The organism is Roseovarius sp. (assembly GCF_048262375.1).
Lineage (GTDB): Bacteria > Pseudomonadota > Alphaproteobacteria > Rhodobacterales > Rhodobacteraceae > Roseovarius.
The window spans coordinates 431,802-452,912 of the sequence record NZ_JBLXFE010000001.1; the positions used below are offsets into that span (position 1 = coordinate 431,802).

At 61.7% G+C, this 21,111-nt stretch carries 21 protein-coding genes; 11 read left to right on the forward strand and 10 right to left on the reverse strand.

Annotation, left to right across the window (positions count from 1 at the left end; all coding sequences use genetic code 11):
* Positions 1 to 11: 11 nt before the first annotated feature.
* Positions 12 to 596: a TetR/AcrR family transcriptional regulator gene (locus ACN0SW_RS02180; RefSeq protein WP_417726240.1), complete on the reverse strand. Its 585-nt coding sequence runs from the start codon at positions 594 to 596 to the stop codon at positions 12 to 14.
* 67 nt (positions 597 to 663) lie between these two features.
* Here ACN0SW_RS02180 and ACN0SW_RS02185 point away from each other — a divergent pair, with 67 nt between their 5' ends.
* Positions 664 to 1,245: an NAD(P)H-dependent oxidoreductase gene (locus ACN0SW_RS02185; RefSeq protein ID WP_417726241.1), complete on the forward strand. Its 582-nt coding sequence runs from the start codon at positions 664 to 666 to the stop codon at positions 1,243 to 1,245.
* A 34-nt stretch (positions 1,246 to 1,279) separates the two neighbouring features.
* Positions 1,280 to 1,768 carry a DUF1772 domain-containing protein gene (locus ACN0SW_RS02190; RefSeq protein ID WP_417726242.1) on the forward strand — a complete coding sequence of 163 codons (489 nt, stop codon included), beginning with the start codon at positions 1,280 to 1,282 and terminating at the stop codon, positions 1,766 to 1,768.
* 49 nt (positions 1,769 to 1,817) lie between these two features.
* Here the strand turns inward: ACN0SW_RS02190 and ACN0SW_RS02195 are convergent, their stop codons facing one another.
* Complete coding sequence (locus tag ACN0SW_RS02195) at positions 1,818 to 3,383, reverse strand: 2-isopropylmalate synthase (protein ID WP_417726243.1); 1,566 nt, start codon at positions 3,381 to 3,383, stop codon at positions 1,818 to 1,820.
* Positions 3,384 to 3,645: 262 nt separating this feature from the next.
* On the opposite strand from ACN0SW_RS02195, the gene ACN0SW_RS02200 reads away from it, so the two are divergent.
* Positions 3,646 to 4,311 (forward strand): SDR family NAD(P)-dependent oxidoreductase, encoded by a 666-nt coding sequence (locus ACN0SW_RS02200; protein ID WP_417726244.1) that lies wholly within the window; start codon positions 3,646 to 3,648, stop codon positions 4,309 to 4,311.
* Entirely contained in the window at positions 4,305 to 5,834 is a 1,530-nt protein-coding gene (locus tag ACN0SW_RS02205; protein WP_417726245.1) for a cryptochrome/photolyase family protein, read from the forward strand. The genes ACN0SW_RS02200 and ACN0SW_RS02205 overlap by 7 nt, the downstream gene beginning before the upstream one ends.
* Here ACN0SW_RS02205 and ACN0SW_RS02210 read toward each other — a convergent pair whose 3' ends face one another.
* Positions 5,835 to 7,247 (reverse strand): MORN repeat-containing protein, encoded by a 1,413-nt coding sequence (locus ACN0SW_RS02210; RefSeq protein ID WP_417726246.1) that lies wholly within the window; start codon positions 7,245 to 7,247, stop codon positions 5,835 to 5,837.
* Between the two features lie 153 nt (positions 7,248 to 7,400).
* Here ACN0SW_RS02210 and ACN0SW_RS02215 point away from each other — a divergent pair, with 153 nt between their 5' ends.
* A complete protein-coding gene (locus tag ACN0SW_RS02215; RefSeq protein ID WP_417726247.1) occupies positions 7,401 to 9,068 on the forward strand; it encodes an NAD+ synthase in 1,668 nt (555 codons plus the stop codon).
* A 9-nt stretch (positions 9,069 to 9,077) separates the two neighbouring features.
* On the opposite strand, the gene ACN0SW_RS02220 is transcribed toward ACN0SW_RS02215, so the two are convergent.
* Together ACN0SW_RS02220 and ACN0SW_RS02225 are read right to left on the reverse strand one after the other, a co-directional pair.
* The gene (locus ACN0SW_RS02220; RefSeq protein WP_417726248.1) at positions 9,078 to 11,219 is read right to left on the reverse strand and encodes an ATP-binding protein; all 2,142 of its coding nucleotides are present in this window, start codon (positions 11,217 to 11,219) and stop codon (positions 9,078 to 9,080) included.
* A gap of 4 nt (positions 11,220 to 11,223) precedes the next feature.
* Entirely contained in the window at positions 11,224 to 11,619 is a 396-nt protein-coding gene (locus ACN0SW_RS02225; RefSeq protein WP_417726249.1) for a hypothetical protein, read from the reverse strand.
* Between the two features lie 181 nt (positions 11,620 to 11,800).
* On the opposite strand from ACN0SW_RS02225, the gene ACN0SW_RS02230 reads away from it, so the two are divergent.
* Positions 11,801 to 12,610, forward strand: a complete 810-nt coding sequence (locus ACN0SW_RS02230; protein ID WP_417726250.1) for an alpha/beta hydrolase family esterase — start codon at positions 11,801 to 11,803, stop codon at positions 12,608 to 12,610.
* Between the two features lie 9 nt (positions 12,611 to 12,619).
* On the opposite strand, the gene ACN0SW_RS02235 is transcribed toward ACN0SW_RS02230, so the two are convergent.
* The 5 genes from ACN0SW_RS02235 to ACN0SW_RS02255 all read right to left on the reverse strand — a co-directional run bounded on the left by ACN0SW_RS02235 (position 12,620) and on the right by ACN0SW_RS02255 (position 17,859).
* The gene (locus ACN0SW_RS02235) at positions 12,620 to 15,079 is read right to left on the reverse strand and encodes a GcvT family protein (protein WP_417726251.1); all 2,460 of its coding nucleotides are present in this window, start codon (positions 15,077 to 15,079) and stop codon (positions 12,620 to 12,622) included.
* 345 nt (positions 15,080 to 15,424) lie between these two features.
* Positions 15,425 to 15,640 (reverse strand): hypothetical protein, encoded by a 216-nt coding sequence (locus tag ACN0SW_RS02240; protein WP_417726252.1) that lies wholly within the window; start codon positions 15,638 to 15,640, stop codon positions 15,425 to 15,427.
* Complete coding sequence (locus ACN0SW_RS02245) at positions 15,601 to 15,954, reverse strand: phytanoyl-CoA dioxygenase family protein (RefSeq protein ID WP_417726253.1); 354 nt, start codon at positions 15,952 to 15,954, stop codon at positions 15,601 to 15,603. The genes ACN0SW_RS02240 and ACN0SW_RS02245 overlap by 40 nt, the downstream gene beginning before the upstream one ends.
* 138 nt (positions 15,955 to 16,092) lie before the next feature.
* The gene (locus ACN0SW_RS02250; protein WP_417726254.1) at positions 16,093 to 17,472 is read right to left on the reverse strand and encodes an aminotransferase; all 1,380 of its coding nucleotides are present in this window, start codon (positions 17,470 to 17,472) and stop codon (positions 16,093 to 16,095) included.
* Between the two features lie 18 nt (positions 17,473 to 17,490).
* On the reverse strand, positions 17,491 to 17,859 hold the full coding sequence (locus ACN0SW_RS02255) for an FAD-dependent oxidoreductase (RefSeq protein ID WP_417726255.1): 369 nt from the start codon (positions 17,857 to 17,859) through the stop codon (positions 17,491 to 17,493).
* Positions 17,860 to 17,967: 108 nt separating this feature from the next.
* On the opposite strand from ACN0SW_RS02255, the gene ACN0SW_RS02260 reads away from it, so the two are divergent.
* The 5 genes from ACN0SW_RS02260 to ACN0SW_RS02280 all read left to right on the forward strand — a co-directional run bounded on the left by ACN0SW_RS02260 (position 17,968) and on the right by ACN0SW_RS02280 (position 20,887).
* The gene (locus ACN0SW_RS02260) at positions 17,968 to 18,648 is read left to right on the forward strand and encodes a TetR family transcriptional regulator C-terminal domain-containing protein (protein WP_417726256.1); all 681 of its coding nucleotides are present in this window, start codon (positions 17,968 to 17,970) and stop codon (positions 18,646 to 18,648) included.
* A 59-nt stretch (positions 18,649 to 18,707) separates the two neighbouring features.
* The gene (locus ACN0SW_RS02265; RefSeq protein ID WP_417726257.1) at positions 18,708 to 19,103 is read left to right on the forward strand and encodes a TOBE domain-containing protein; all 396 of its coding nucleotides are present in this window, start codon (positions 18,708 to 18,710) and stop codon (positions 19,101 to 19,103) included.
* A 104-nt stretch (positions 19,104 to 19,207) separates the two neighbouring features.
* The gene (locus ACN0SW_RS02270) at positions 19,208 to 19,867 is read left to right on the forward strand and encodes a TetR family transcriptional regulator C-terminal domain-containing protein (protein ID WP_417726258.1); all 660 of its coding nucleotides are present in this window, start codon (positions 19,208 to 19,210) and stop codon (positions 19,865 to 19,867) included.
* 61 nt (positions 19,868 to 19,928) lie between these two features.
* Positions 19,929 to 20,342 (forward strand): hypothetical protein, encoded by a 414-nt coding sequence (locus tag ACN0SW_RS02275; protein ID WP_417726259.1) that lies wholly within the window; start codon positions 19,929 to 19,931, stop codon positions 20,340 to 20,342.
* Between the two features lie 62 nt (positions 20,343 to 20,404).
* A complete protein-coding gene (locus tag ACN0SW_RS02280) occupies positions 20,405 to 20,887 on the forward strand; it encodes a hypothetical protein (protein ID WP_417726260.1) in 483 nt (160 codons plus the stop codon).
* Positions 20,888 to 21,111 lie beyond the last annotated feature (224 nt).

Consider the following 21,111-nt stretch of genomic DNA (forward strand, 5'->3'; position numbering starts at 1 on the left):
ACCCTAAAGGATCACGCCCGCCCGCAAAGCGCGAGGCGGGCGAGGCGCAGGATTTCAGAGACATAGCGGTCCTGCGGCCAGTCGCAGAGGCGCGTTAGCTGCTCCCATGTGGGGATCGACAACAGGGTCCACAGCAGGTCGGTCGCGTCTTTCTGTTCCGTGATCAACACGCCATCGCGGGCGAGGGCGGCTATGGCGGCCGCGCAGCCTTCGCGCATGTCGGCCATTCTTTCATGCCATGCTCCGGCTGCGTCGGCATCGGTTTCGCTCATGATCATGAGGGTTTTGGCGACGCCGAATATCTTGGGGATGTAATTGCCCCAAGCCGTGACAAAGGCCGCCAGCCGGTCCTCACCCGAAGTTGCGGCGCGGCTGGCTGACAACATGCCCTGAACACCAAAGACCTCGTCCTGATGCCTGGTTGTGGCGATGAAAAGCTCTGTCCTGTTGGGGAAATGCAGGTAGAGCGCCTGTCGGCTGACCCCGGCGGACTTGGCTATGTCGGACATGCGCGCGGCCGTGCCGGGGTTTGAGTCCAGGAGTTTCCACGCGGCGTTGAGAATTCGTTCGCGGGTGCTCGGATTTTCGCTTGACACAGTGTAAAGTCTCCGTTTATTGACATCGTGTAAATTGACACAGTGTAAAGTCAATGGAGAAACAGATATGACACGCAAAATATTCATCTGGGTGGCTCATCCCCGCGCCACGTCCTTTTGTTCCGGGCTGGCCGATGCCTATCAGGCAGGGGCCGAAGCGGGCGGTGCAACCGTGCGGCGGATGGACCTGAACGATATGCGGTTCGATCCCTATTTCGAAGGCTACGGGGCGGATGTTCCCGCGCTCGAAGCTGATCTGGTCACATGGCAGGAAAACATCGCGTGGGCCGATCACCTGATGATCGTGCATCCCTATTGGTGGGGGGCGATGCCTGCGCGGGCCAAGGCGGTGCTCGACCGCGCGCTGACCTCTGGTTTTGCCTTCAAGTATCATTCGCGGGGGATGGGCTGGGACAGGCTGTTGACCGGGCGCACGGCGGATGCGCTGATCACGTCAGACACGCCGACGCTGATCGACACGCTTTTCTATCTCAAACCGCCGCGGCGGGTGATCCGCAATCAGGTGCTGAAGTTTTGCGGGATCAAGCCGCGCAAAGTGGTGCAATTTGGGTCGGTCAAGATGGCAGCGGAGGCCAAACGCGCCCGCTGGATCGAGCGCGCCCGCACCATGGGCCGCACGGCAGCCTGAGCACGCCGCAACCAGAAAACAGGAGAAGATGACGATGACAAATCTGTTGGAACTGACGATCTTTGGCGGAACTGCCGTGGGAATGGCGCTTGTTTCGGGTGTTTTTCTTGCCTTCTCGGACTTCGTGATGCGGTCGCTGCGACGGGCGAGCCCGACCGTAGGTATTGAGGCCATGCAGTTGATCAACCGAGAAGTTTATGGCTCGGCCTTTCTTGTGGCCCTCTTGGGGCTGGTGCCGGTGTCTGGTGTCCTCGCGGTTTATGCGATGCTGCGCATTGAGGGGCTTGCATCCGACTGGTTTGTCGCTGGGGCCGCGATCTATGGGATTGGGGTCGTGCTGGTGACGATGTTGGGCAATGTGCCAATGAACCGGCGGCTTGATCTGATGGCGACCGAGGCAGTGGAGACGCGGGAATATTGGCAGCACTATGCGCGACGTTGGACCCGTCTCAACCATCTGCGCACTCTGGCCTCCGCACTGGCTGCGGCGGCGTTTGTCGCGGGCACGGCGGTGTTGGTCTGAAATGGCATCCCCTCGCCTTGGCACCAAGGCGAGGGGGCAGGCGTCACTGTCAGGAGACGTCTTTGTAGCTGACTTCGCGGGTGTCGCGGCCAGTTTTTTCGCGGCGCACCAGCAGGCGGTTGAGGGCGTGGACATAGGCCTTGGCCGAGGCCACGACCGTATCGGTATCCGCCGATTGGCCCATCACGATGCGCCCCGCCTCTTCCATGCGCACAGACACGGTGGCCTGTGCATCTGTGCCTTCGGTCACGGCATGGACCTGATAGAGTTGCAGCCGCGCGTCATGTGGAAAGAGCGCCTTGACCGCGTTGAAGGTGGCATCCACGGGGCCGTCGCCGGTGGCCTCGGTCGAAACCTCGCGCCCGTCGATTTCCATGGTCAGCGTCGCCTGTTGCGGGCCCTCGGTGCCGCAGATCACCCTCAAGTGTTTGATCTGAAGGCGGTTGTTCTCGGAATCCACGCCTGCGTTGACCAAAGCCACGAGATCGTCGTCGTAGATTTCCTTTTTGCGGTCAGCGAGTTCCTTAAAGCGGACAAACACATCGTTGAGCTGATTGTCGGCCATTTCATAGCCCAAATCCTTGAGCTTGGAGCGCAGCGCAGCACGGCCCGAATGCTTGCCCATGACGATATTGGTCTCGGTGAGACCTACATCCTCGGGGCGCATGATCTCGAAGGTTTCGGCGTTCTTGAGCATGCCGTCCTGATGGATACCCGATTCGTGGGCAAAGGCGTTCTTGCCGACGATGGCCTTGTTGAACTGCACCGGAAAGCCCGAGACAGCCGCGACCCGGCGCGAGATGTTCATGATCTTGCGGGTGTCGACGCCGGTCTCATAGGGCATGATGTCGCCGCGCACCTTGAGGGCCATCACCACCTCTTCGAGGGCGGTGTTCCCGGCGCGTTCGCCAAGGCCATTGATGGTGCATTCGATTTGCCGCGCGCCGCCTGCGACGGCGGCAAGGGCGTTGGCGGTCGCCATGCCAAGGTCATTGTGGCAATGGGTGGCAAAGATCACGTTATCGGCGCCGGGTACGGTTTCGATCAGGCGGCGGATGAGCGAGGCGGATTCCTCGGGCGCGGTATAGCCCACGGTATCGGGGATATTGATTGTGGTGGCCCCTGCCTTGATCGCAATCTCGACCGTGCGGCAAAGGTAATCCCATTCGGTGCGGGTGGCATCCATCGGGGACCATTGCACATTGTCGCAGAGATTGCGGGCATGTGTTACCGTCTCGTGGATACGCTCGGCCATCTGATCGCGGTCGAGATTGGGAATCGCGCGGTGCAGCGGTGAGGTGCCGATAAAGGTATGGATGCGCGGGCGGGCGGCGTGTTTCACCGCCTCCCAGCAGCGGTCGATATCCTTGAAATTGGCGCGGGCAAGGCCGCAGATCACGGCGCTCTTCGCGTTTTTCGCAATCTCGCTGACCGCGTTGAAATCACCCTCCGAGGCGATGGGAAAGCCCGCCTCGATAATGTCGACGCCCATATCATCGAGCAGCCCGGCAATTTCGAGCTTTTCTGCGTGGGTCATGGTTGCGCCCGGGCTTTGTTCGCCGTCGCGCAAGGTTGTGTCGAAGATCACGACACGGTCTTTGGTGCTGTTCGTCATGTTGGTCTCTTTCAATAAATCCTAAGCCTGCGGCGCGAAAACGGCACATCCTCTGAGCGGTCGCGCCATGACGGCACGCTCAGAGGCGGCTTAGGCCTAGCAGGACAGCACAAGCGGCACGCCGGGGGGCGTGGGGCAAGGGCGTATTATGATCCTGCATCAACATGGGGGAAAGTATAAGTGCGGCGCGCGGCGATGAAAACCCCGAAATTGCGCGGATGGTCGGGATTGAAACGGCGCAGGCGTCGGCTAGGTCTGAAGCATGGATAGAGCATTGATCATAGGCGCCTCTGGCGGGATTGGGCGGGCGGTCAGCGCCGCCTTGCTGGCGCGCGGCGTGATGGTCACAGGGCTGTCGCGGAGTGCCGATGGGCTTGATCTGACCGACGAGGGGGCAATCGCGGCGGTGCTTGGGCGGCTTGAGGGGTCCTTTGATCTGATACTGGTCGCAACGGGCGCGTTGGAAATTGCCGGTGCCGCGCCGGAAAAGGCGCTTCGGCAGGTGGACGCGCAGGCGATGATGGATCAATTCGCGCTCAATTGCGTGGGGCCGTCGCTGGTGCTGAAACATGCGGTGCGGCTGTTGCCGCGCGAGGGGCGGGCGGTCTTTGCGGCGCTGTCGGCACGGGTGGGGTCGATTGGCGACAATAATTTCGGTGGCTGGTACAGTTACCGCACGGCCAAGGCTGCGCTCAATCAGATGATCCACACCGGCGCGATTGAACTGGGCCGTAGTCACCGTGCGTCGATTTGCGTGGCGCTGCATCCGGGCACGGTCGAGACCGAATTCACCCGCAAATATCTGGGGCGGCATCCAGCGGTGGCTGCAGAGGAAGCAGCGGAAAATCTGCTGCGGGTGATTGAAGGGTTGCAGCCTGAGGATAGCGGCGGGTTCTTTGATTGGCAGGGGCATCGCGTGCCATGGTAGCGCGGCTGGTGCTGGTCTTGGGGGATCAGCTCTGCCCTGATCTCTCGGCGTTGCGGGCGGCGGACAGGACCCGCGACATTGTGGTCATGGCCGAAGTGATGGAGGAAGGCAGCTATGTGCCGCACCATCCCAAGAAGATCGCGCTCATCTTGGCTGCGATGCGGCATTTTGCAGAAGAATTGCGCGCGGGTGGCTGGAAAGTGGCCTACACCCGGCTGGAGGATCCCGAGGCCGCGCCTTCGATTGTCGGTGAATTGATGCGGCGGGCAGAGGAGTATGGCGCAGGCGAGGTGATCGCCACGCAGCCCGGCGAGTGGCGGCTGATCGCGGCCTTGGCGGACGCCCCTTTGACGGTGCGGCAGCTGCCGGATGACCGGTTCATCTGCACGCTTGAGGAATTCAACCGCTGGGCCGAGGGGCGCAAAGAGCTGCGATTGGAGTATTTCTATCGCGAGATGCGGCGCAAGACCGGGTTTCTGATGGAGGGGGACAAGCCTGCGGGGGGCAAGTGGAATTTCGACCATGGCAACCGCAAGCGGGCGCAGGCGGACATGCTGCGTGAGGGGCCGGTGCGGTTTGCGCCGGACGCGATCACGCAAGAGGTTCTGGATCTGGTCGAGGCGCGGTTTGGTGGAAATTTCGGAGTGGTGCGCCCGTTTTGGTATGGCGTGACGCGGGACGCGGCGCAGCGGGCGCTGGATCATTTCGCGCAGCATCTTTTGGCGGGGTTTGGCGATTATCAGGATGCGATGCTGGAGCAAGATGCCTTTCTGCATCATTCGGTGATTTCCATGTATCTCAATATCGGATTGCTCAGCCCGCGCGAGATTTGCGAGCGTGTGATCGCGCAATGGCAGGCGGGCCTTGTGCCGATCAATGCCGCCGAGGGCTATATCCGACAGGTGATCGGCTGGCGCGAATATATGCGCGGCATCTATTTTCGCGAGGGGCCGGGCTATGTGCGGCGCAATGTGCTGCGGCATGGGCGCCCGCTGCCCGCGATGTTCTGGGGCGGTGAAACGCGGATGAATTGCATCGCACATGTGGTGGGGCAGACCCGGAAAGAGGCCTATGCCCATCATATCCAACGCCTGATGGTGACGGGTAATTTCGCGCTTTTGGCCGGGATTGATCCGGGGCAGGTGCATGAGTGGTATCTGGCGGTTTATGCCGATGCGTTTGAATGGGTCGAGGCCCCGAATGTGATCGGGATGAGCCAGTTTGCCGATGGCGGCATCATTGCCAGCAAACCCTATGTGAGTTCTGGCAATTACATCGACAAGATGTCGGATTATTGCCGGTCCTGCGCCTATGCGGTCAAGGAAAAGACCGGAGAGAACGCCTGTCCCTTCAACCTGCTCTATTGGGATTTTCTGGTCCGGCACCGGGAAAGAATCGGGTGCAATCCGCGCATGGGGCCGGTCTATCGCACCTGGGACAAGATGGACGAGGTGCGGCGCCGTGCAGTGCTGGACGGGGCTGCGCGGGTGTTGGGCGATCTGGACGCGGGGCGTATCGTCTGATCACTCGGTCTTGGTCGTGACCTCTGACAGCGCGCCGTCTTCCCATGTGCCGCTGGCCTCTTGGCCGGTGGCATAGCGCATGGTGCCTTCGCCTTGCCGCTTGCCGGCGCGGAACATGCCCTCATAGACATCGCCATTGGTGTAGGTGGCCACGCCGTGCCCCGAGATTTCACCGTTCTGCCATTCGCCCTCATAGACAAAGCCATCGGGCATGGTGATCTTGCCCTCACCGTGGCGCTGACCGTCTACGAATCCTCCGACATAGATGGTGCCATCGGGATAGACGGCCGTTCCCTGACCGTGGCGTTGGCCATTCTGCCACGCGCCCTCGTAGCGATAGCCGTCCGCGTAGGTCATGATGCCCGTACCATGATTGCGGGCGTTCTGGAATTCGCCCTCATAGACAAGGCCATTGGGATAGGTGGCGCGTCCGGTGCCCTCGATCACCCCACCGACCCACGCACCCTCATAGGTGGAGCCGTCGGGGTAGATGATTTTGCCGTCGCCATTGGCAAGATCGTCGCGGAATTGCCCCTCATAGACCGAGCCATCGGGATAGGTCACGCGCCCCTGACCCGAGATTTTGCCCGCGACCCATTCACCCTCGTAGAGATAGCCATCGGTGCCAGTGAATCTGCCTTGGCCGTGGCGTCGGTCATCCTTGAACGCGCCGTCGTAGACATCGCCATTCTGATAGGTCACGCGGCCCATGCCCTCGCGCCGTCCGGCCACGAGATCCCCCTCGTAGACATCGCCGTTGGGCTGGGTCAGCTTGCCCTTGCCATCAATCTCTCCGGCGCGCCATGTACCCTGATAGATCAGCCCGTCGGGCATGGTGAGAGTTCCCTCACCCTCGCGTGCGCCGCGGGCGACAGCCCCCTCATAGACTGCGCCATCGGGATAGGTGATCTTGGCCATGCCCTCTTTGACGCCATTGACCCAATCCCCGTCATAGACATAGCCGACCGGGCTCTGCATCTGGCCGCGCCCGTGGTGCATGGCGTTGAGAAAGCCCCCGTCAAACCGGACGCCATTGGCATAGATTGCCACGCCTTGGCCGGTGATCTTGCCATCCTCCCATGCGCCCTCATAGGTGCCGCCATCGGTGAACACGATCTTGCCCACGCCATTGGGTTTGCCGCGGGCAAACTCGCCCTCATAGACCGAGCCGTTTGGAAAGCGGGCAACACCTTTGCCCCTGATCTCGCCTTCGACCCACTCGCCGGTATATTCATAGCCGTTGGGCAGGGTGTAGGTGCCGGTGCCGTGTTGCAGACCGTCCTTGAATGTGCCCTCGTAGATGCCGCCATCGTCATATTGCTTGGTCTGGACCTCGCCATCCTGAGCGGCGGCCATGCTGGCGGCGCCAAGTGCGATGCACAGAAGGATGGGTCTTGTCAGCGAAAAGTTCATATCTGCCCCGATGCCCGATCCCGCCCGATGATGCGGCGGCTGAGACAAATCTAGAGGACGGGGCAGGGGCTGACAACGGGTTTTGGCCAAATCGTCTTTCCCTCCGGCGGTGATCTGCTACATCAGGCGCAAGGATAAGCAGAGGGCAAGGATATGGGTGACAGGTTTCGCCTGACGCTGGCGCAGTTGAACCCGACGGTGGGGGATCTGGCGGGCAATGCGCGTCTGGTGCGTGCGGCATGGGAAGAGGGGCGCGCGGCGGGGGCCGATCTTGTGGCGCTGCCGGAAATGTTCATCACCGGCTATAACACGCAGGATCTGGTGCGAAAGCCCGCGTTTCATCAGGCGGCGATTGCCACGATCGAAACGCTGGCGCGCACGTGTGCCGAGGGTCCGGCTCTGGCGATTGGCGGCCCTGCGCTGGATGGTGTCGGTCTCTATAATGCCTATTACGTCTTGCAGGGTGGTGCTGTGCGCGCCTGCGTGCTCAAGCATCATCTGCCCAATGAGACCGTGTTTGACGAGGAGCGGCTCTTTGAGAGTGGGCCGGTGGCGGGACCCTATACGGTGGCGGGGGTGCGGATCGGCAGTCCGATATGTGAGGACGCCTGGCACGAGGATGTCACCGAGACATTGGCCGAAACCGGTGCTGAAATGCTGCTGGTGCCCAATGGATCACCGCATTACCGCAACAAAATGGATCTGCGCCAGAACATGATGGTGGCGCGGGTGATCGAGACCGGATTGCCGCTGATTTACCTCAACCTCGTGGGCGCGCAGGACGATCAGGTGTTCGACGGCGGATCGTTTGTTCTGAACCCCGGTGGGGCGCTGGCGCTGCAACTGCCGATGTTCCAAGAGGCGATCGCGCATCTGGATCTGGAGCGGGGAACCGAGGGCTGGCGCGCGGTGCCGGGCGATCTGGCGCATCTGCCGGATGCCATGGAGCAGGATTATCACGCCATGGTTCTGTCGTTGCGCGATTACCTGCGTAAGGCGGGGTTCTCAAAGGTCTTGCTGGGCCTTTCGGGCGGGGTGGACAGCGCCATCGTGGCAACGATTGCGGTGGATGCGGTGGGTGCCGAGAATGTCCGCTGTGTGATGTTGCCTTCGGAATACACTTCGCCCGAGTCGCTGGAGGACGCTAAAGCGGTCGCTGAGAACTTGGGGTGTCGCTATGATTTTGTGCCGATTGCCGAAGGCCGGGCGGCGATCACGGCAACACTTGCGCCGTTGTTTGAGGGGATGGCACCGGATCTGACCGAGGAGAACATCCAGTCCCGTCTGCGGGGGCTGCTGCTCATGGCGCTCAGCAACAAGTTTGGCGAGATGCTGCTGACCACGGGCAACAAATCCGAGGTGGCGGTGGGTTATGCCACGATTTATGGCGATATGGCCGGGGGCTATAACCCGATCAAGGATCTCTACAAGACGCGGGTGTTCGAGATTTGCCGCTGGCGCAATGCCCATCATCGCGGCTGGATGCAGGGGGCATCCGGTGCGGTGATCCCGGCGCGGGTGATCGACAAACCCCCCAGTGCGGAATTGCGCGCCGATCAGAAGGACAGCGATTCGTTGCCCGACTATCCGGTGCTGGACGGCATTCTGGATATTCTGGTGGATCAGGATGGCTCGATTTCGGATTGCGTGGCGGCGGGCTATGATCTCGGGGATGCCAAGCGGGTCGAGAATCTGCTTTATATCAGTGAATACAAGCGGTTTCAGGCTGCCCCTGGCACGCGGCTGAGCCAGCGGGCGTTCTGGCTGGATCGTCGTTATCCGATCGTCAACCGGTGGCGGGATAGATCAGGAGAGGGCTGAGCGCCGCGCCTATTCGGCAGCCGGACGGTGCTGGCGGTTCCGTAGGGCCAGATCGCCGCTCTCGCACAGACGGGCGACATAGGCGATCAGATCCGCCTTGCGCAGCGGCTTGCCCAAGAACCCGTCCATGCCAGCCAGATGCGCCTCTTGCCGGTGCTGTTCGAGAACATTGGCCGTGACCGCCACCACATGCGCGGGCGGCAGGTCCTGTGCCGCCTCTTGAGTGCGGATCAGGCCGGTGGCCTGATAGCCGTCCATGCCGGGCATCGAGACATCCATCAACACCAGATCGGCAGGCTGTGCGCCATAGAGCGCCACTGCCTCGGCCCCGCTGGCGGCAAGGCGCAGCGCCGCGCCGGAGCGGGCAAAGTAGCGCTCGAGCAGCAGGCGATTGGTGGCGTTGTCATCGACGGCAAGGATGTGCAGCCCCTCGGCCCAGCCCTCGGCGCGGCGCGCCGACGTCTGTTCGGTCGGGACCGCCGCCAGACTGCCGGTCAGTGCGGCGCGCACGGCCTCGATCATCAGGGCGTGGCGCAGGGGTTTGCGCAGCACAGAGCAGGTCTGTGCGTCAGGCACCAGAGCGCGGTCTGACATGAGAATTTGCGGTGTCGCCTCGGGCACGTCGGTTTCCGGAACCCGGTCATCGCGCAAGATGAGATCGGGCGGCGTCGCACGGACCGGAGCAGGCAGGTCGCCGGGGCGGCAGCCATCCCGCACGACGGCCCCGAGATGGGTGAGCGGCGCCGCCAGCCCGGCGCGCCGGTCGGCGCAGGGATCGAACAACCAGATTACCGGCGGTTTCTGGTTGGGCAGGGCCAGAGGGGCCGCGCGCAGGCCGCGACCGCTGGCCTCTTGCGGGATGAGCGGGAGGGTGATGTCGAACCTCGTACCCTGACCCTCGCGGGAGGAGAGGCTGAGTGTGCCGCCCATCAGGGCCACCAACTGACGGCTCACGGCGAGCCCCAGACCGGTGCCGCCAAAGCTGCGGGTGGCGGTGTTGTCAACCTGCTCGAAGGCGGTGAAGACCTTGTCTTGCTGATCCTCGGGGATGCCCACGCCGCTGTCGTGGACGGAGATCACGATCTGGCCGGGGCTGGCCGCACTGGCGCGCAGGGCGACATGGCCCTCAAGCGTGAACTTCACCGCATTGCCCGCGATATTCACCAGAATCTGACGCAGCCGCCCGGCGTCGCCGAGCATGATCTCGGGCAGGTCGGGGGCGACATCGGCATAGAGCATCAGCCCCTTGCGCGCGGCCAGAGGGGCGAGAAGCTGGGTCACGTCCTCGACAATTTCGCGCAGGCGGTAGGGTTCGCGCGCAAGCGTCAGCTTGCCCGCCTCGATCTTGGAGAAATCGAGTATGTCGTTGATGATGGTCAGAAGCGCGTCGCCGGAGCGGACCATGGTGCTGACATAACTGTCCTGTTCCGGTGTCAATTCGGTTTCCGAGAGCATGTCGGCCATGCCGATGATCCCATTCATCGGCGTGCGAATCTCATGGCTCATCTTGGCAAGAAAATCGGATTTCGCGTCATTGGCGATCACTGCGATTTCGCGCGCCTCTTCCAGCCGGGCGATCAGGCGGCGCAACGGGCGGCCGACGATGACTCGAAACGAGACCCAGTTGGCGATGGTGGCAATCAGGATGCCACCCGCCAGCAAGAGCAACAGAAAGTCGCGCTGATAGCGTTTTACGGTGGCGATTTCGCGCTCGTCAAAGCGGGTGACCAGTTCTGTGATGGGCCAAGAGAATACCTCGTAGGGGAGCGCCAGCGCGATTTCCGCTCCGCGGCAGCCAAGCCCCTCTGGCACCACCGCCAAGACGTTGCGGGTGTCGGGTTCGATCAGTTCGACGCAGCGGATCGCGGGGTCACCCAGCAGGGTCTGCATGAGGTCGGTGACATAGGGGCTGGCCCAATCCACTGGCCCGTCGCTCTGATCGCTGAAGCGTTCCAACGCGCCGCCAAGCCGCGCGGTGGCATTGCCGATACGCATTGCCATCGCCTCTTCGCTGCGAAGGAGGTTCTTTTCGCTGAGCCATATAAGACCCGAGGCGGCAAAGAGCATGAACGTTGGCACCATCACCGCCGTCAGCTTGAGATAAAGCCCCAGTGTCGGCGTGCGCAGCGCTGCTCCTTCGGTCATGGTCATGCTCTCACTCCAGCCGGGTGGCGCGGCCTGCGTCCATCAGCGCCTTGAGCGGGGTGCGGTTGTTGATTTCGGTTCGGATGACGCCATAGCGGCCGCCGCTCTGCGTGATGTAGTAATCCACCGGCACCTCCTTGCCATCGGGGCCAAGGAGGGTTGCGCACATCACATAGACCTGATCCATTTTGAGGATGATCTCGTGGTTTTCGGTGGGGTAGAATTTACTCAACTGTCCGGTGGTCAGATCGAGATGCGGTAGCGCGCCATCCATCATCGAGCGGCTCAGGCTGCGTTGCAGCGCCGCCTGAAGCTGGGTTCTGACCTCTGTCAGGGATTGGGCCTGTGCGCCCGTGCCCTGACAGAGGCCAAGCGCCAGCAGGGCGATGAGGGCTAATCGAGTCATGCGGCGTCTCCGTCATCTGGCAGGATGCGCCCATCCAACCGCATGTCGGTTACCAAAGAGTTGATCCGTGCGCGGCTCATGAATCACTTCCATGTGATCGGATGCAGAACGGCACACGCTTGTGACTTGGCTCTGGCAGGGTAGGGTACAGGCAAATCCCAATCTGTTGCAGGAGCATGTGATGCGTCTTCTTGGTGTGGTCTTGGCTCTGTCGGTGCTCTGCGGGGCGGTCCCGGCCTTGGCTTGTGGGCCCGATACCGATTGCCAGCTTGGCGACCGGCATTACCGGATTGCGATGCCGGAGGGGCAAGTGAGCGGGCCGGTCGGGGCGGTGGTGTTTGCCCATGGCTATCGCGGGTCGGCGGCGGCGGTGATGCTGAACAAGAGCCTGCGCCGGGTCGTGTCAGATATGGGGCTGGCGCTGATCGCACTCAAATCTGCCGATGACGATTGGGTAATTCCCTATGCGCCGCGCCATATGGACAGTGATGGGTCAGAGGAATTTCGGTATGTCGAGGCGGTGATTGAGGATGTCTCGGCGCGCTTTCCGATTGATACCAAGCGGTTGATGGCGGCGGGATTTTCCGCCGGGGGCATGATGGTGTGGAACCTTGCCTGCACCATGCCAGAGCGGTTTGCCGGTTTTGCCGCGATTGCCGGCACGTTCTGGATGAAGCCGCCCGAGACCTGCGCCACGCCTGCCGCGAGCCTTGTGCATATTCACGGTACGGCCGACCCGACGGTGCCTCTGGCCGGACGGCCCATTCTGGAAACCCATCAGGGCGATGTCGCAGAAGCGCTTGATATGTATCAGGCGCTGGGCAGGTTCAGCCCGAGTGGCGAGATGGCGTTCGAGGATCTCAAATGTCAGAGCCGTCGCAATCCCAAGGGGGAGGTGCTTGATTCCTGCCTGCATCCGGGCGGGCATACGTTTCGTAGCAGTTACCTGAGGTTCGCATGGGAATTGCTGCATGCAGCGGGACAGCTCTGAGGCAGCGGCTCAGCCCTTGATCTTGTGCATGTCGGGGTCATAGAGCGGTTTGAGCGACGCCACCGCCGGGAAACGCTGACCCGCCACCTCGATCGACCAGTCGCCCTTGGCCACGATCGCGGGCGTCAGGGGCTGGTCAAGTTGCACAAAGCCAAGTCCGACCGCGGCGCCGAGGCTGTGACCATAGCCCCCGACCTGAAGATAGCCGACAGGATCCGGCCCGAGATAAATGATCTCGTTGCCATGGAGCAGCGGTTCGGGGTCGCGGAGCATGAATTGCAGCATCCGGGTTTGCGGCGTGCCCCGCGCCTTGATCGCGGCGAGAGCATCACGGCCAATGAAACCACCGGGTTTGTCCAGCTTAACGGCAAAGCCCAAGCCCGCCTCGATCGGGTTGTCGGTATTGTCGAGGTCAATGCCAAAGTCGCGATAGGCCTTTTCCAGCCGCAGCGAGTTGAGCGTTTGCATGCCCGCGTTGCGCAGGCCCAGATCCTGACCGGCCTGCATCAGCAGGTCATAGGTCTGCACCGCCTGCGTGGCGGGGACGTGCAACTCCCACCCCAACTCGCCGATGAAGGTCACGCGCATCGCCAGCACCACGGCGTAGCCGAGGTCGATCTCGCGCGCAGTCATGAAGGGGAAGGCGTCGTTCGAGAGGTCCGCATGGGACACGCGCGACAGCAGATCGCGTGCCTTGGGGCCGTGCACGTTGATCTGGGTGCGGCCCGCAGTGACATCGGTGATGGTGACGAATTCATCCGCGCCGATATGGCGGTGCAGGCGCATTTCGGTATGGCCGTGCGAGTTTTCGCCGACCACAACCATGAATTTGTCGCGCGCCAATCGGGTGACAGTCAGGTCTGCCTCGAACCCGCCGCGTTCGTTGGTCCAGGCGGTATAGACCACGCGGTCGGGCGCGACATCGACTTCATTACATGACAGGCGTGACAGCAGCGCGCAGGCGTCGCGCCCCTGCACCAGAAAACAGGACATCGACGACATGTCCATCAGCACCACATCTTCGCGCGCGGCGCGGTGTTCGGCGGCGTGCCAGTCAAACCAGTTCTGGCGGAACCAGCTGTACCGCTCAATCCGGGCCTCTTCGGGTGTGGGGGCGAACCAGTCGGGCTGTTCCCAGCCGTTGCCTTCGGTGAAATAGGCCCCCGCCGCCCTGAGCCGGTCGTAGAGCACCGAGCGTTTGACGTTGCGCGCGGTCTTGGGGCTTTCGTTGTGGAAATGCTGGCCAAAGAGCTTGCCCAGCAATTCCGGTGTGCGGTCGCGGCGAAAGGCAGGGGTGGCGTAGGATTTCGAGAAACGGTTGACGTTGATCGCGGTCACATCGAGGGGTGGTAGCCCGTCCACGATCCAGTGGGCCAGCACCATGCCGGTGCCCGCGCCATTAAGGATGCCCAGAGAATTCATGCCGCAGGCGACCCAGCAATTGCGCAGTTCGGGCGTGGGGCCGACAAGGGGGGCAAGGTCTGGGGTAAAGCTTTCAGGTCCGCAAAAGAGTTTTTTCACGCCATACTTCAAGGCCTTGGGCACCCGGGTAAAGGCCTGTTCGAAGACAGGGCCGACGCGATCCCAATCCGGGTCAATCTCTCCGAACTGAAAACTGTCGGGGATGCCGCCGAGATTCCACGCAGCCGCCTCTGGCTCGAACAGACCCAGCATCATGCCGCCCACTTCCTCGCGGTAATAAGTGTAGGTCGAAGGGTCTTCGAGCACCGGCAGGTTGCGGGGCAGGCCGGGGATTGTTTCGGTGATGAGGTAATAATGTTCGGCGGCCTGCAGCGGCAGGTTGAGGCCCGCGCGCGCACCAAGCTGGCGGGACCACATGCCGCCGCAGAGGACCACGTTCTCGGCGGTGATGGTCTGCCCGTCAGCGGTGCGTACACCGGTGGCGGTGCCGTTGCGGGTCAGGATATCGGCGACCTGCACAGCTTCGAAGATACGCACGCCGCAGTTGCGCGCGCCCTTGGCCAGCGACATGGTCAGATCGACCGGATTGGCGCGGCCGTCCTCGGGAATGTAGAAGGCGGCCTTGACGTCGCTCAGATCGCCGATGGGAAACAGCACCTGCGCCTCGCGGGGTGAAATCTCGTGGCAGTTGATACCGAAGCGGCGCATGAAGGGCGCAACGCGACGCATTTCGTGCACGCGCTCTTCATTAGTGGCGATCTGGAGATAGCCGACATCGCGAAAGCCGGTCGAGATGCCGGTTTCCGCCTCGAGCCGGGCGTAGAGGTCGCGGCCGTGGGTGTAGATTTCGCACTCGACCTCGGATTTGAGCAGACCCGCCACGATCAGCCCCGCCGCATGCCATGTGGTGCCCGAGGTGAGTTGCCCCTGTTCCAGCACCACCACATCGGTTTGGCCGAGTTTGGCGAGGTGATAGGCGGTGTTGATCCCGATGGAGCCGCCGCCGATGATGACAGTCTGGGCATGGCGGGGCAGGGACTTGGACATAGTGCGCTCCGGTTGGTTTGGGATCATGTCAGGCGTAGCAAAACCGGGAGATCGACGCAATCCACTGAATGAGCATTCAGTAAGTGCGAGGGCGTAATGATCATGTGAAATTGGCCAGAGCTTGTTGTTTTGGCGTATGCTTGCCGCTTCGGTCTGACTGGGGTCGCATGGTGGCGCGCCGTCACCCCAGATTGAGCATTACGCAGCTTGGAGGCTCTGGATCTTGCGCTGGCCTCGTCCCGCATCGGATCGAGATATCGACGGTGACGGTGACGGTGACGGTTGTGCAATCAGGCCCTTTGACCCCATCCCATCCGGGGGCCAAATCGCACTGATTGCAACCGCTCAGGCGTCGAACCAATATCCATCGGGATCGCCGGGGTAGACGCCGAGATTGCGCCCGTGCCCTTGATAGCCCATCAGGCGGCGCACCGCGTCGGGGTATCTATCCGCCTTGGATTTCGGCACCGAGAGGTACATGTTTTCTTCCTGACGCAGCCAGCCCAGCGAGTAGGTGGTGATCAACCCCTTGAGCGGGCGCAGGTCTTGCGAGCCGGGCACGACGCGCCATTATCGGTGGTGAAATCATCCAGCGCCCACATGGTGGAAATCTGGAATTCCACCCCCGGAATGCGGATCGGATAGAAATCATCGTCGCGGTGCAGCACCTGCGCCTTTTCACCCTGCAGGATCTCGATCGCGGTTGATGATCCGATGCGGTAATTGATGCAATAGCGTTTCAACACGCGGTCGGCCACTTCTATGGCTACCGGATGCGCGAGGATTTCTGCTGCGGCCTCTGAAAGCTTGTGGATGCTGCCCGGACGGCGTGTCTTGTCGCCGTTGAAATCATTTGAAAACTTATGCCCCTGCACATCGAACGGGCCGCGCAGATCACAGGTGATGCGATCCAGCAGCGCAGCCCTGCCACGGTCTCGACCACCACGCCGCCATCGCGGAGCAAGGTGTCTGCGATGGTGCCGGGATCGGTATCCGCCTGCAGGCGCGCGACTTCAACCAGTGTATTCGGCGCTCAGCTGGCTCAGCCCCGCCTCCATGATATCGAACATTTCATCTATCTCATCTGTTGTGATGATCAGCGGCGGTGAGAACACCGCCATATTGCCAAACGGACGCAGCAAGAGGCCCTGCGCCTCGCAGAGGGCATCAAGCTTGACCCCGAATTGCAGGTGTTTGGCATAGGTTTCCTCGCTCAGGTCGGGTCGGCATTCGAGACAGCCCAAGAGACCCATGCCGCGCGCATCGCCGACGATTTCGAAGGTTTCGCCGATGTGGCGCAGGCGGGATTGAAAATGCGGAGTGACGCGGCGGACATGGTCCAGAATGTCTTCGCGTTCCATGATTTCGATGTTCTTGAGCGCGGCCGCGCAGGCCACCGGATGGCCGCAATAGGTGTACCCGTTGTAGAATACATCGTCGCCTTGCCCCCCGGCCAAGTGCTCCATGAGTGCATCGGACAAAATACAGGCCCCAAGCGGCACATAGCCCGAGGTCAGCCCCTTGGCGCAGGTGATGATGTCAGGGGTAATGCCGAACACATCCTGTGAGGCGAACCAATGGCCCAACCGGCCAAAGCCGGTCACGACCTCATCCGAGATATAGAGAATGTCGTGGCGGCGACAGATTTCATGGGTGCGTTGATGATAGCCGGGCGGAGGGACGATAACGCCGCCGGAACACAGAATCGGTTCCGCAATGAAGGCGCCGATATGCTCGGGGCCGATCTCGGCGATCATCTGTTCAAAGTCAGCGATTTTTGCATCGCACCAAGCCGCCATGCCCATGTCTTTGGGGCGGTGGTAGGGGTTCACATCGGGCAGAAACCGGACCAGATTATCCGCCTTGTCAAAGCGGGTCTTGAAGCGTTCCTTGCCGGTCATGGTTGCAGCGAGATAGGTGGAGCCGTGATAGGCCTTTTCCCGCGAGAGCACGATTTTCTTGTCCGGGCGGCCAAGGCGGTTGTTGAGGAACTGCATCGCGCGGATGGCCGTGTCCACAGCGGTGGACCCGCCAGCGGTGAAATGCACGGTGTTGAGATCGCCCGGCGTCATTTCGGCCAGTTTGCGCGCCAGCAGCGCGGCAGGTTCGGTGGTAAAGGACCAGGGCGAGGCGTAGGGCATCGCCATGGCCTGCGCCGCGATGGCCTCTGCCATTTCCGCGCGGCCATAGCCGATCTGCACGCACCACATGCCGCCCGGCCCGTCGATATAACGCTTGCCCTCACTGTCCCAGATATGAATGCCCTGCGCCGTGTTTACCCGCATGAAATCGGTCTTGCGCCAGTCGCGGATGTTGGTCCAGGGATGCAGGTTGTGATCTCGGTCCCATGTGTTCAGGTCATTGGGGGCGGGGGCGTTGGACTGCTTGTTCATTCTCTTCTCCGTCAGAATTCAGGTCGTATCATGTCGCGCCGGGTGGGGTGGTTCGGGCGCGCGGGGGGCGTTGTGATCCGAACAACAGGCAAAATAATCGCCATCGCGGGTAAAGCTTGCACCGCCCTCATAGGGGATGACTTGCAGGCCGTATTTTGGCAGATCGAGATCGCGCACAATCTCGCGGCGCAAGAGCGAGCAGACATAAGAACAGTTGGAATAGGTCCAGCCTGCGTGTAACGAGTGGCTGACCGCTGCGCCGCCGATCCAGCCATTCTTTTCCACCACCAGAACCTGACGGCGCGCGCGCGCCAGATAAGCGCCTGCTGTCAGGCCATTATGGCCTGCGCCGACAATTATTGCATCGAATGAGGGCTGGGGCCGCATGGGTTTGCTCCTATGCCTGATCCTAGTCACGTCGGATTTTACCGTAAAGTTTTTTTGAGCGCTCAAATAAATTTTTTGTACTGACGTTGCCTGCGGCCTGTGGCATTGATGGGAAAACCAGCGGGCACAGGGCCGGATGTGAGCGAGGCAACCAGCAGAAAACCCAGAAAAGAGCGCAAGGAGAATGCCGAGCGGCGACGCAGGCAACTCTTGGATGCCGCGCGGCGGTCTATTCTGACGCATGGTCTGGCCAAGACCACATTGGCAACGGTGGCGGATGAGGCGGGGCTGTCACAGGGCGTGGCGGTGTTCTATTTCGAATCCAAGAGCGGTTTGCTCACGCAGACGCTGCGTGATCTGTATGAGGGATATGAGACCCTCTGGATGCAGGCGTTGGAGCGGGCAAGTACGGCCCCTCTCGAGCGCCTGATTGCTCTGCTCGAGGCGGATTTCAGCGCCGATGCTTGTGGTGCGGATGTGCTGCCACTTTGGTTTGCGTTTTGGGGTGAGCTTCGCTTTACCGGGCAATATGCCGAGGTCGCGGCAGAATTTGATTCAAGGCGGCACGCGGTGCTGTCAGACATCTGGGCGCAACTTTTGCCCAAGGCGCGCTCTGCCGAGGCCGATCAACTGGCGGAGTGGATGGAATCGCTCACCGATGGCTATTGGCAGCGCCTGCACCTGGCACCCGGCAGCTACGACCGGCAACGAGCGCTCAGCGCCAGCAAGGTCTGTCTGGGGCGATTGGTGCCGGGCTTACGCTTGACCGGCGATGCTGCGAGTCATTGAGAAGAGTGCGCCCTGTCAAGCCCGTTGCTGCCGACAGATCACGCGGGGGGCTGTTGCAGGTGGATACGCCCGCCGGGCTATATGAGGCGCCACGGTCCCGCGCAGTGGCGAGCTTTATCGGTAACATGAACTTCTTTCGTGGCACGGTCTGGCGTAACGGTTCCGCCATGGCCGCGATTGAGGCTGAGGGGCTTGGTATCCTTCCGATGCCGGTGGTGCAGGTCGCAATGCCTGACGGCGCTCCGGTGCAGATTGCGTTGCGTCCTGAAAAATTTAGCCTGTCGCGGGTCAGACCGGATAGCGCCCATGCGGTTGAGGGTCATTTGCGCACGGCCGCCTATCTGGGGGAGCGCAGCCATTATTATCTGAGCATGCCGGGCAAGGCAGACCCGATTGCGGTGTCGACCCAGAACACCAACCGTCCCTTTGCGGCGCAGGATGAGCCGAACGGTTAGGCGCTCTGGTTCTCTTGGTCGTCAGATGCCATTGTCATTCTGGATGCCGATGAAACAAAGGAGAAACGGTCCATCCGCGCTGTGGATGCGGCCCTGTAACCATAATGAATGAGATTGAAACGCACGCCAAGACCGGTGCCGGGAAACCTCGGCGCACCGAACCCAAGGAGGTCCGGCGCAGTCAGTTGATCGAAGCCACGATCAATTCCATCGCCAAATACGGCATTGCCGGCACAACCATGTCGACCGTTACCGAATTCGCGGGACTGTCGATCGGGCTGGTCAATTTCCATTTCAAGAGCAAGCAAAACCTGCTGGAAGAAACCCTGATGTTTCTGGCGCGTGAGCACCATGACCAATGGCGGCGGGCCTATGAGGATGCCGGGCTTTCGGCGCGCGACAAACTCTTGGCGATTGCCGAGTCGCATTTCCACCCGAGGATCTGCACGCGCAAGAAACTGGCAGTCTGGTATGCGTTTTTCGGCGAGGCGGGTCGGCGCTCGGTCTATCGCGCACTGGTGGATGACATCGACAAGGAGCGTGTTGCCCTGTCCATAAGCCTCTGCCGCGAGATCGCTGAGGAGGGGCAGTATCAGGGACCGTCGGCCGATACGATCGCGCACACGCTCGAAGGGCTCTACGATGGGCTCTGGCTCAATATCCTGATCTACCCCGAGACCTTCAGCCGCGATGTGGCAAGGGCCAAGGTGCTTGCCTATTTGGCCCTCGCGTTCCCGAAGCATTTCGTGATGCCGCAGGGATAGGCTTGTTCAGACAGGCAAGAACGCAGGCGTGTCACCTCTGTGACCAAATGGAACCGATGAAATGAGCAGAGACCCGCGCTACGACCTTCTGTTCGAGCCTGTCCGGATCGGACCCGTGACCGCGCTCAATCGGTTCTATCAGGTACCCCATTGCACCGGCATGAGATGGAAGAGGTCCCGCGCCCTTGCCGCGATGCGCGGGATCAGCGGCTTTGACGAGCAATCAACCCGTCTGCCCTGTGTCTATGGCGGCACGGACATGACGATAGCCGCAACACATTTGGTGATGGTCAGTGCGCGCCGTCCCAATGGCGCGCTCTATCCGGATCTGCGGGCCCTGCCAGAGCCGCTGCCGTTCAGCCTGAGGCGGATCGGAGATTGCGAGGCCCCGGCGATCATCGCGGCGGCGGTTCATGCCGGGCACCGTTATGCGCGCGAACTGGATACGGTGGTCGATCCCGACCTGCCGATGTAACACGACCGGATTGACATGGGCGCGCCCGGCGATGCGGTGTAAAGAACAGGAGGACAGCAAACATGACCAGACCGGATCAAACCTATCTCGACACACTCTTGCTCTATTACGAGGAAGAGATTGAAGGAGAGGCGTATTTTGCCGAACTGGCCCGCATCTTTTCGGCCCCAGAGCAGAGCAAACGTCTTACTCTTTTGGCCGAGGTCGAGCGGCACGCAGCCCAAGGCGTGGCGCCGCTCATTGCCCGCTATGGTCTGACACCGCGCTCGGATGCCATCTTGACCCAAAGCGGTCACGGGCAGGCGCAGCGCGCGCCCGCGACATGGGCGAGCCTGCTCGATGAAATGAACCGGACCTATCCCGGCTATCTCGCGGCCTTCGAGGCGCTTGAGGCGATTGGCCCGGCTGAGGATCAGGCCCGGCTCCGGTTCCTTACGCAACATGAGGTTGCGGCGCTCGATTATCTTGCGCTGGAAAACGAGGGCGTGGCCGATTCCTATGCGCCGCTCGAGCGTTATCTTGCCTCTGCCCCCGCGCCAGCATGAGCGTCCGCTTGCTGTTCGTACTTGTGCTGTGCTCTGCCTCTGGCGTCGCGTCAGAGTAAGGCAGAGCACGACGAGCCCAGAGGAAGGGATGCAAAAGGCTCTGACGCCAGCCGGTCAGACCCGGCCCGCTAGGCGCCCCTCGGGGCTGGCATGGTGCCGTGCAGAGAGTTCCTTCTGGCATAAGAGCGGTGTGGCGGCGCTGTGCCCCCTCGTTTCATCCTGTG

Excerpts from the sequence above, each read along its gene's own strand:
- ACN0SW_RS02185 (WP_417726241.1), top strand. The coding sequence starts at position 664 with ATGACACGCAAAATATTCATCTGGGTGGCTCATCCCCGCGCCACGTCC.
- ACN0SW_RS02190 (WP_417726242.1), top strand. The coding sequence starts at position 1,280 with ATGACAAATCTGTTGGAACTGACGATCTTTGGCGGAACTGCCGTGGGA.
- ACN0SW_RS02195 (WP_417726243.1), bottom strand. The coding sequence starts at position 3,383 with ATGACGAACAGCACCAAAGACCGTGTCGTGATCTTCGACACAACCTTG.
- ACN0SW_RS02200 (WP_417726244.1), top strand. The coding sequence starts at position 3,646 with ATGGATAGAGCATTGATCATAGGCGCCTCTGGCGGGATTGGGCGGGCG.
- ACN0SW_RS02205 (WP_417726245.1), top strand. The coding sequence starts at position 4,305 with ATGGTAGCGCGGCTGGTGCTGGTCTTGGGGGATCAGCTCTGCCCTGAT.
- ACN0SW_RS02210 (WP_417726246.1), bottom strand. The coding sequence starts at position 7,247 with ATGAACTTTTCGCTGACAAGACCCATCCTTCTGTGCATCGCACTTGGC.
- ACN0SW_RS02215 (WP_417726247.1), top strand. The coding sequence starts at position 7,401 with ATGGGTGACAGGTTTCGCCTGACGCTGGCGCAGTTGAACCCGACGGTG.
- ACN0SW_RS02220 (WP_417726248.1), bottom strand. The coding sequence starts at position 11,219 with ATGACCATGACCGAAGGAGCAGCGCTGCGCACGCCGACACTGGGGCTT.
- ACN0SW_RS02225 (WP_417726249.1), bottom strand. The coding sequence starts at position 11,619 with ATGACTCGATTAGCCCTCATCGCCCTGCTGGCGCTTGGCCTCTGTCAG.
- ACN0SW_RS02230 (WP_417726250.1), top strand. The coding sequence starts at position 11,801 with ATGCGTCTTCTTGGTGTGGTCTTGGCTCTGTCGGTGCTCTGCGGGGCG.
- ACN0SW_RS02235 (WP_417726251.1), bottom strand. The coding sequence starts at position 15,079 with ATGTCCAAGTCCCTGCCCCGCCATGCCCAGACTGTCATCATCGGCGGC.
- ACN0SW_RS02250 (WP_417726254.1), bottom strand. The coding sequence starts at position 17,472 with ATGAACAAGCAGTCCAACGCCCCCGCCCCCAATGACCTGAACACATGG.
- ACN0SW_RS02255 (WP_417726255.1), bottom strand. The coding sequence starts at position 17,859 with ATGCGGCCCCAGCCCTCATTCGATGCAATAATTGTCGGCGCAGGCCAT.
- ACN0SW_RS02260 (WP_417726256.1), top strand. The coding sequence starts at position 17,968 with ATGGGAAAACCAGCGGGCACAGGGCCGGATGTGAGCGAGGCAACCAGC.
- ACN0SW_RS02270 (WP_417726258.1), top strand. The coding sequence starts at position 19,208 with ATGAATGAGATTGAAACGCACGCCAAGACCGGTGCCGGGAAACCTCGG.
- ACN0SW_RS02275 (WP_417726259.1), top strand. The coding sequence starts at position 19,929 with ATGAGCAGAGACCCGCGCTACGACCTTCTGTTCGAGCCTGTCCGGATC.
- ACN0SW_RS02280 (WP_417726260.1), top strand. The coding sequence starts at position 20,405 with ATGACCAGACCGGATCAAACCTATCTCGACACACTCTTGCTCTATTAC.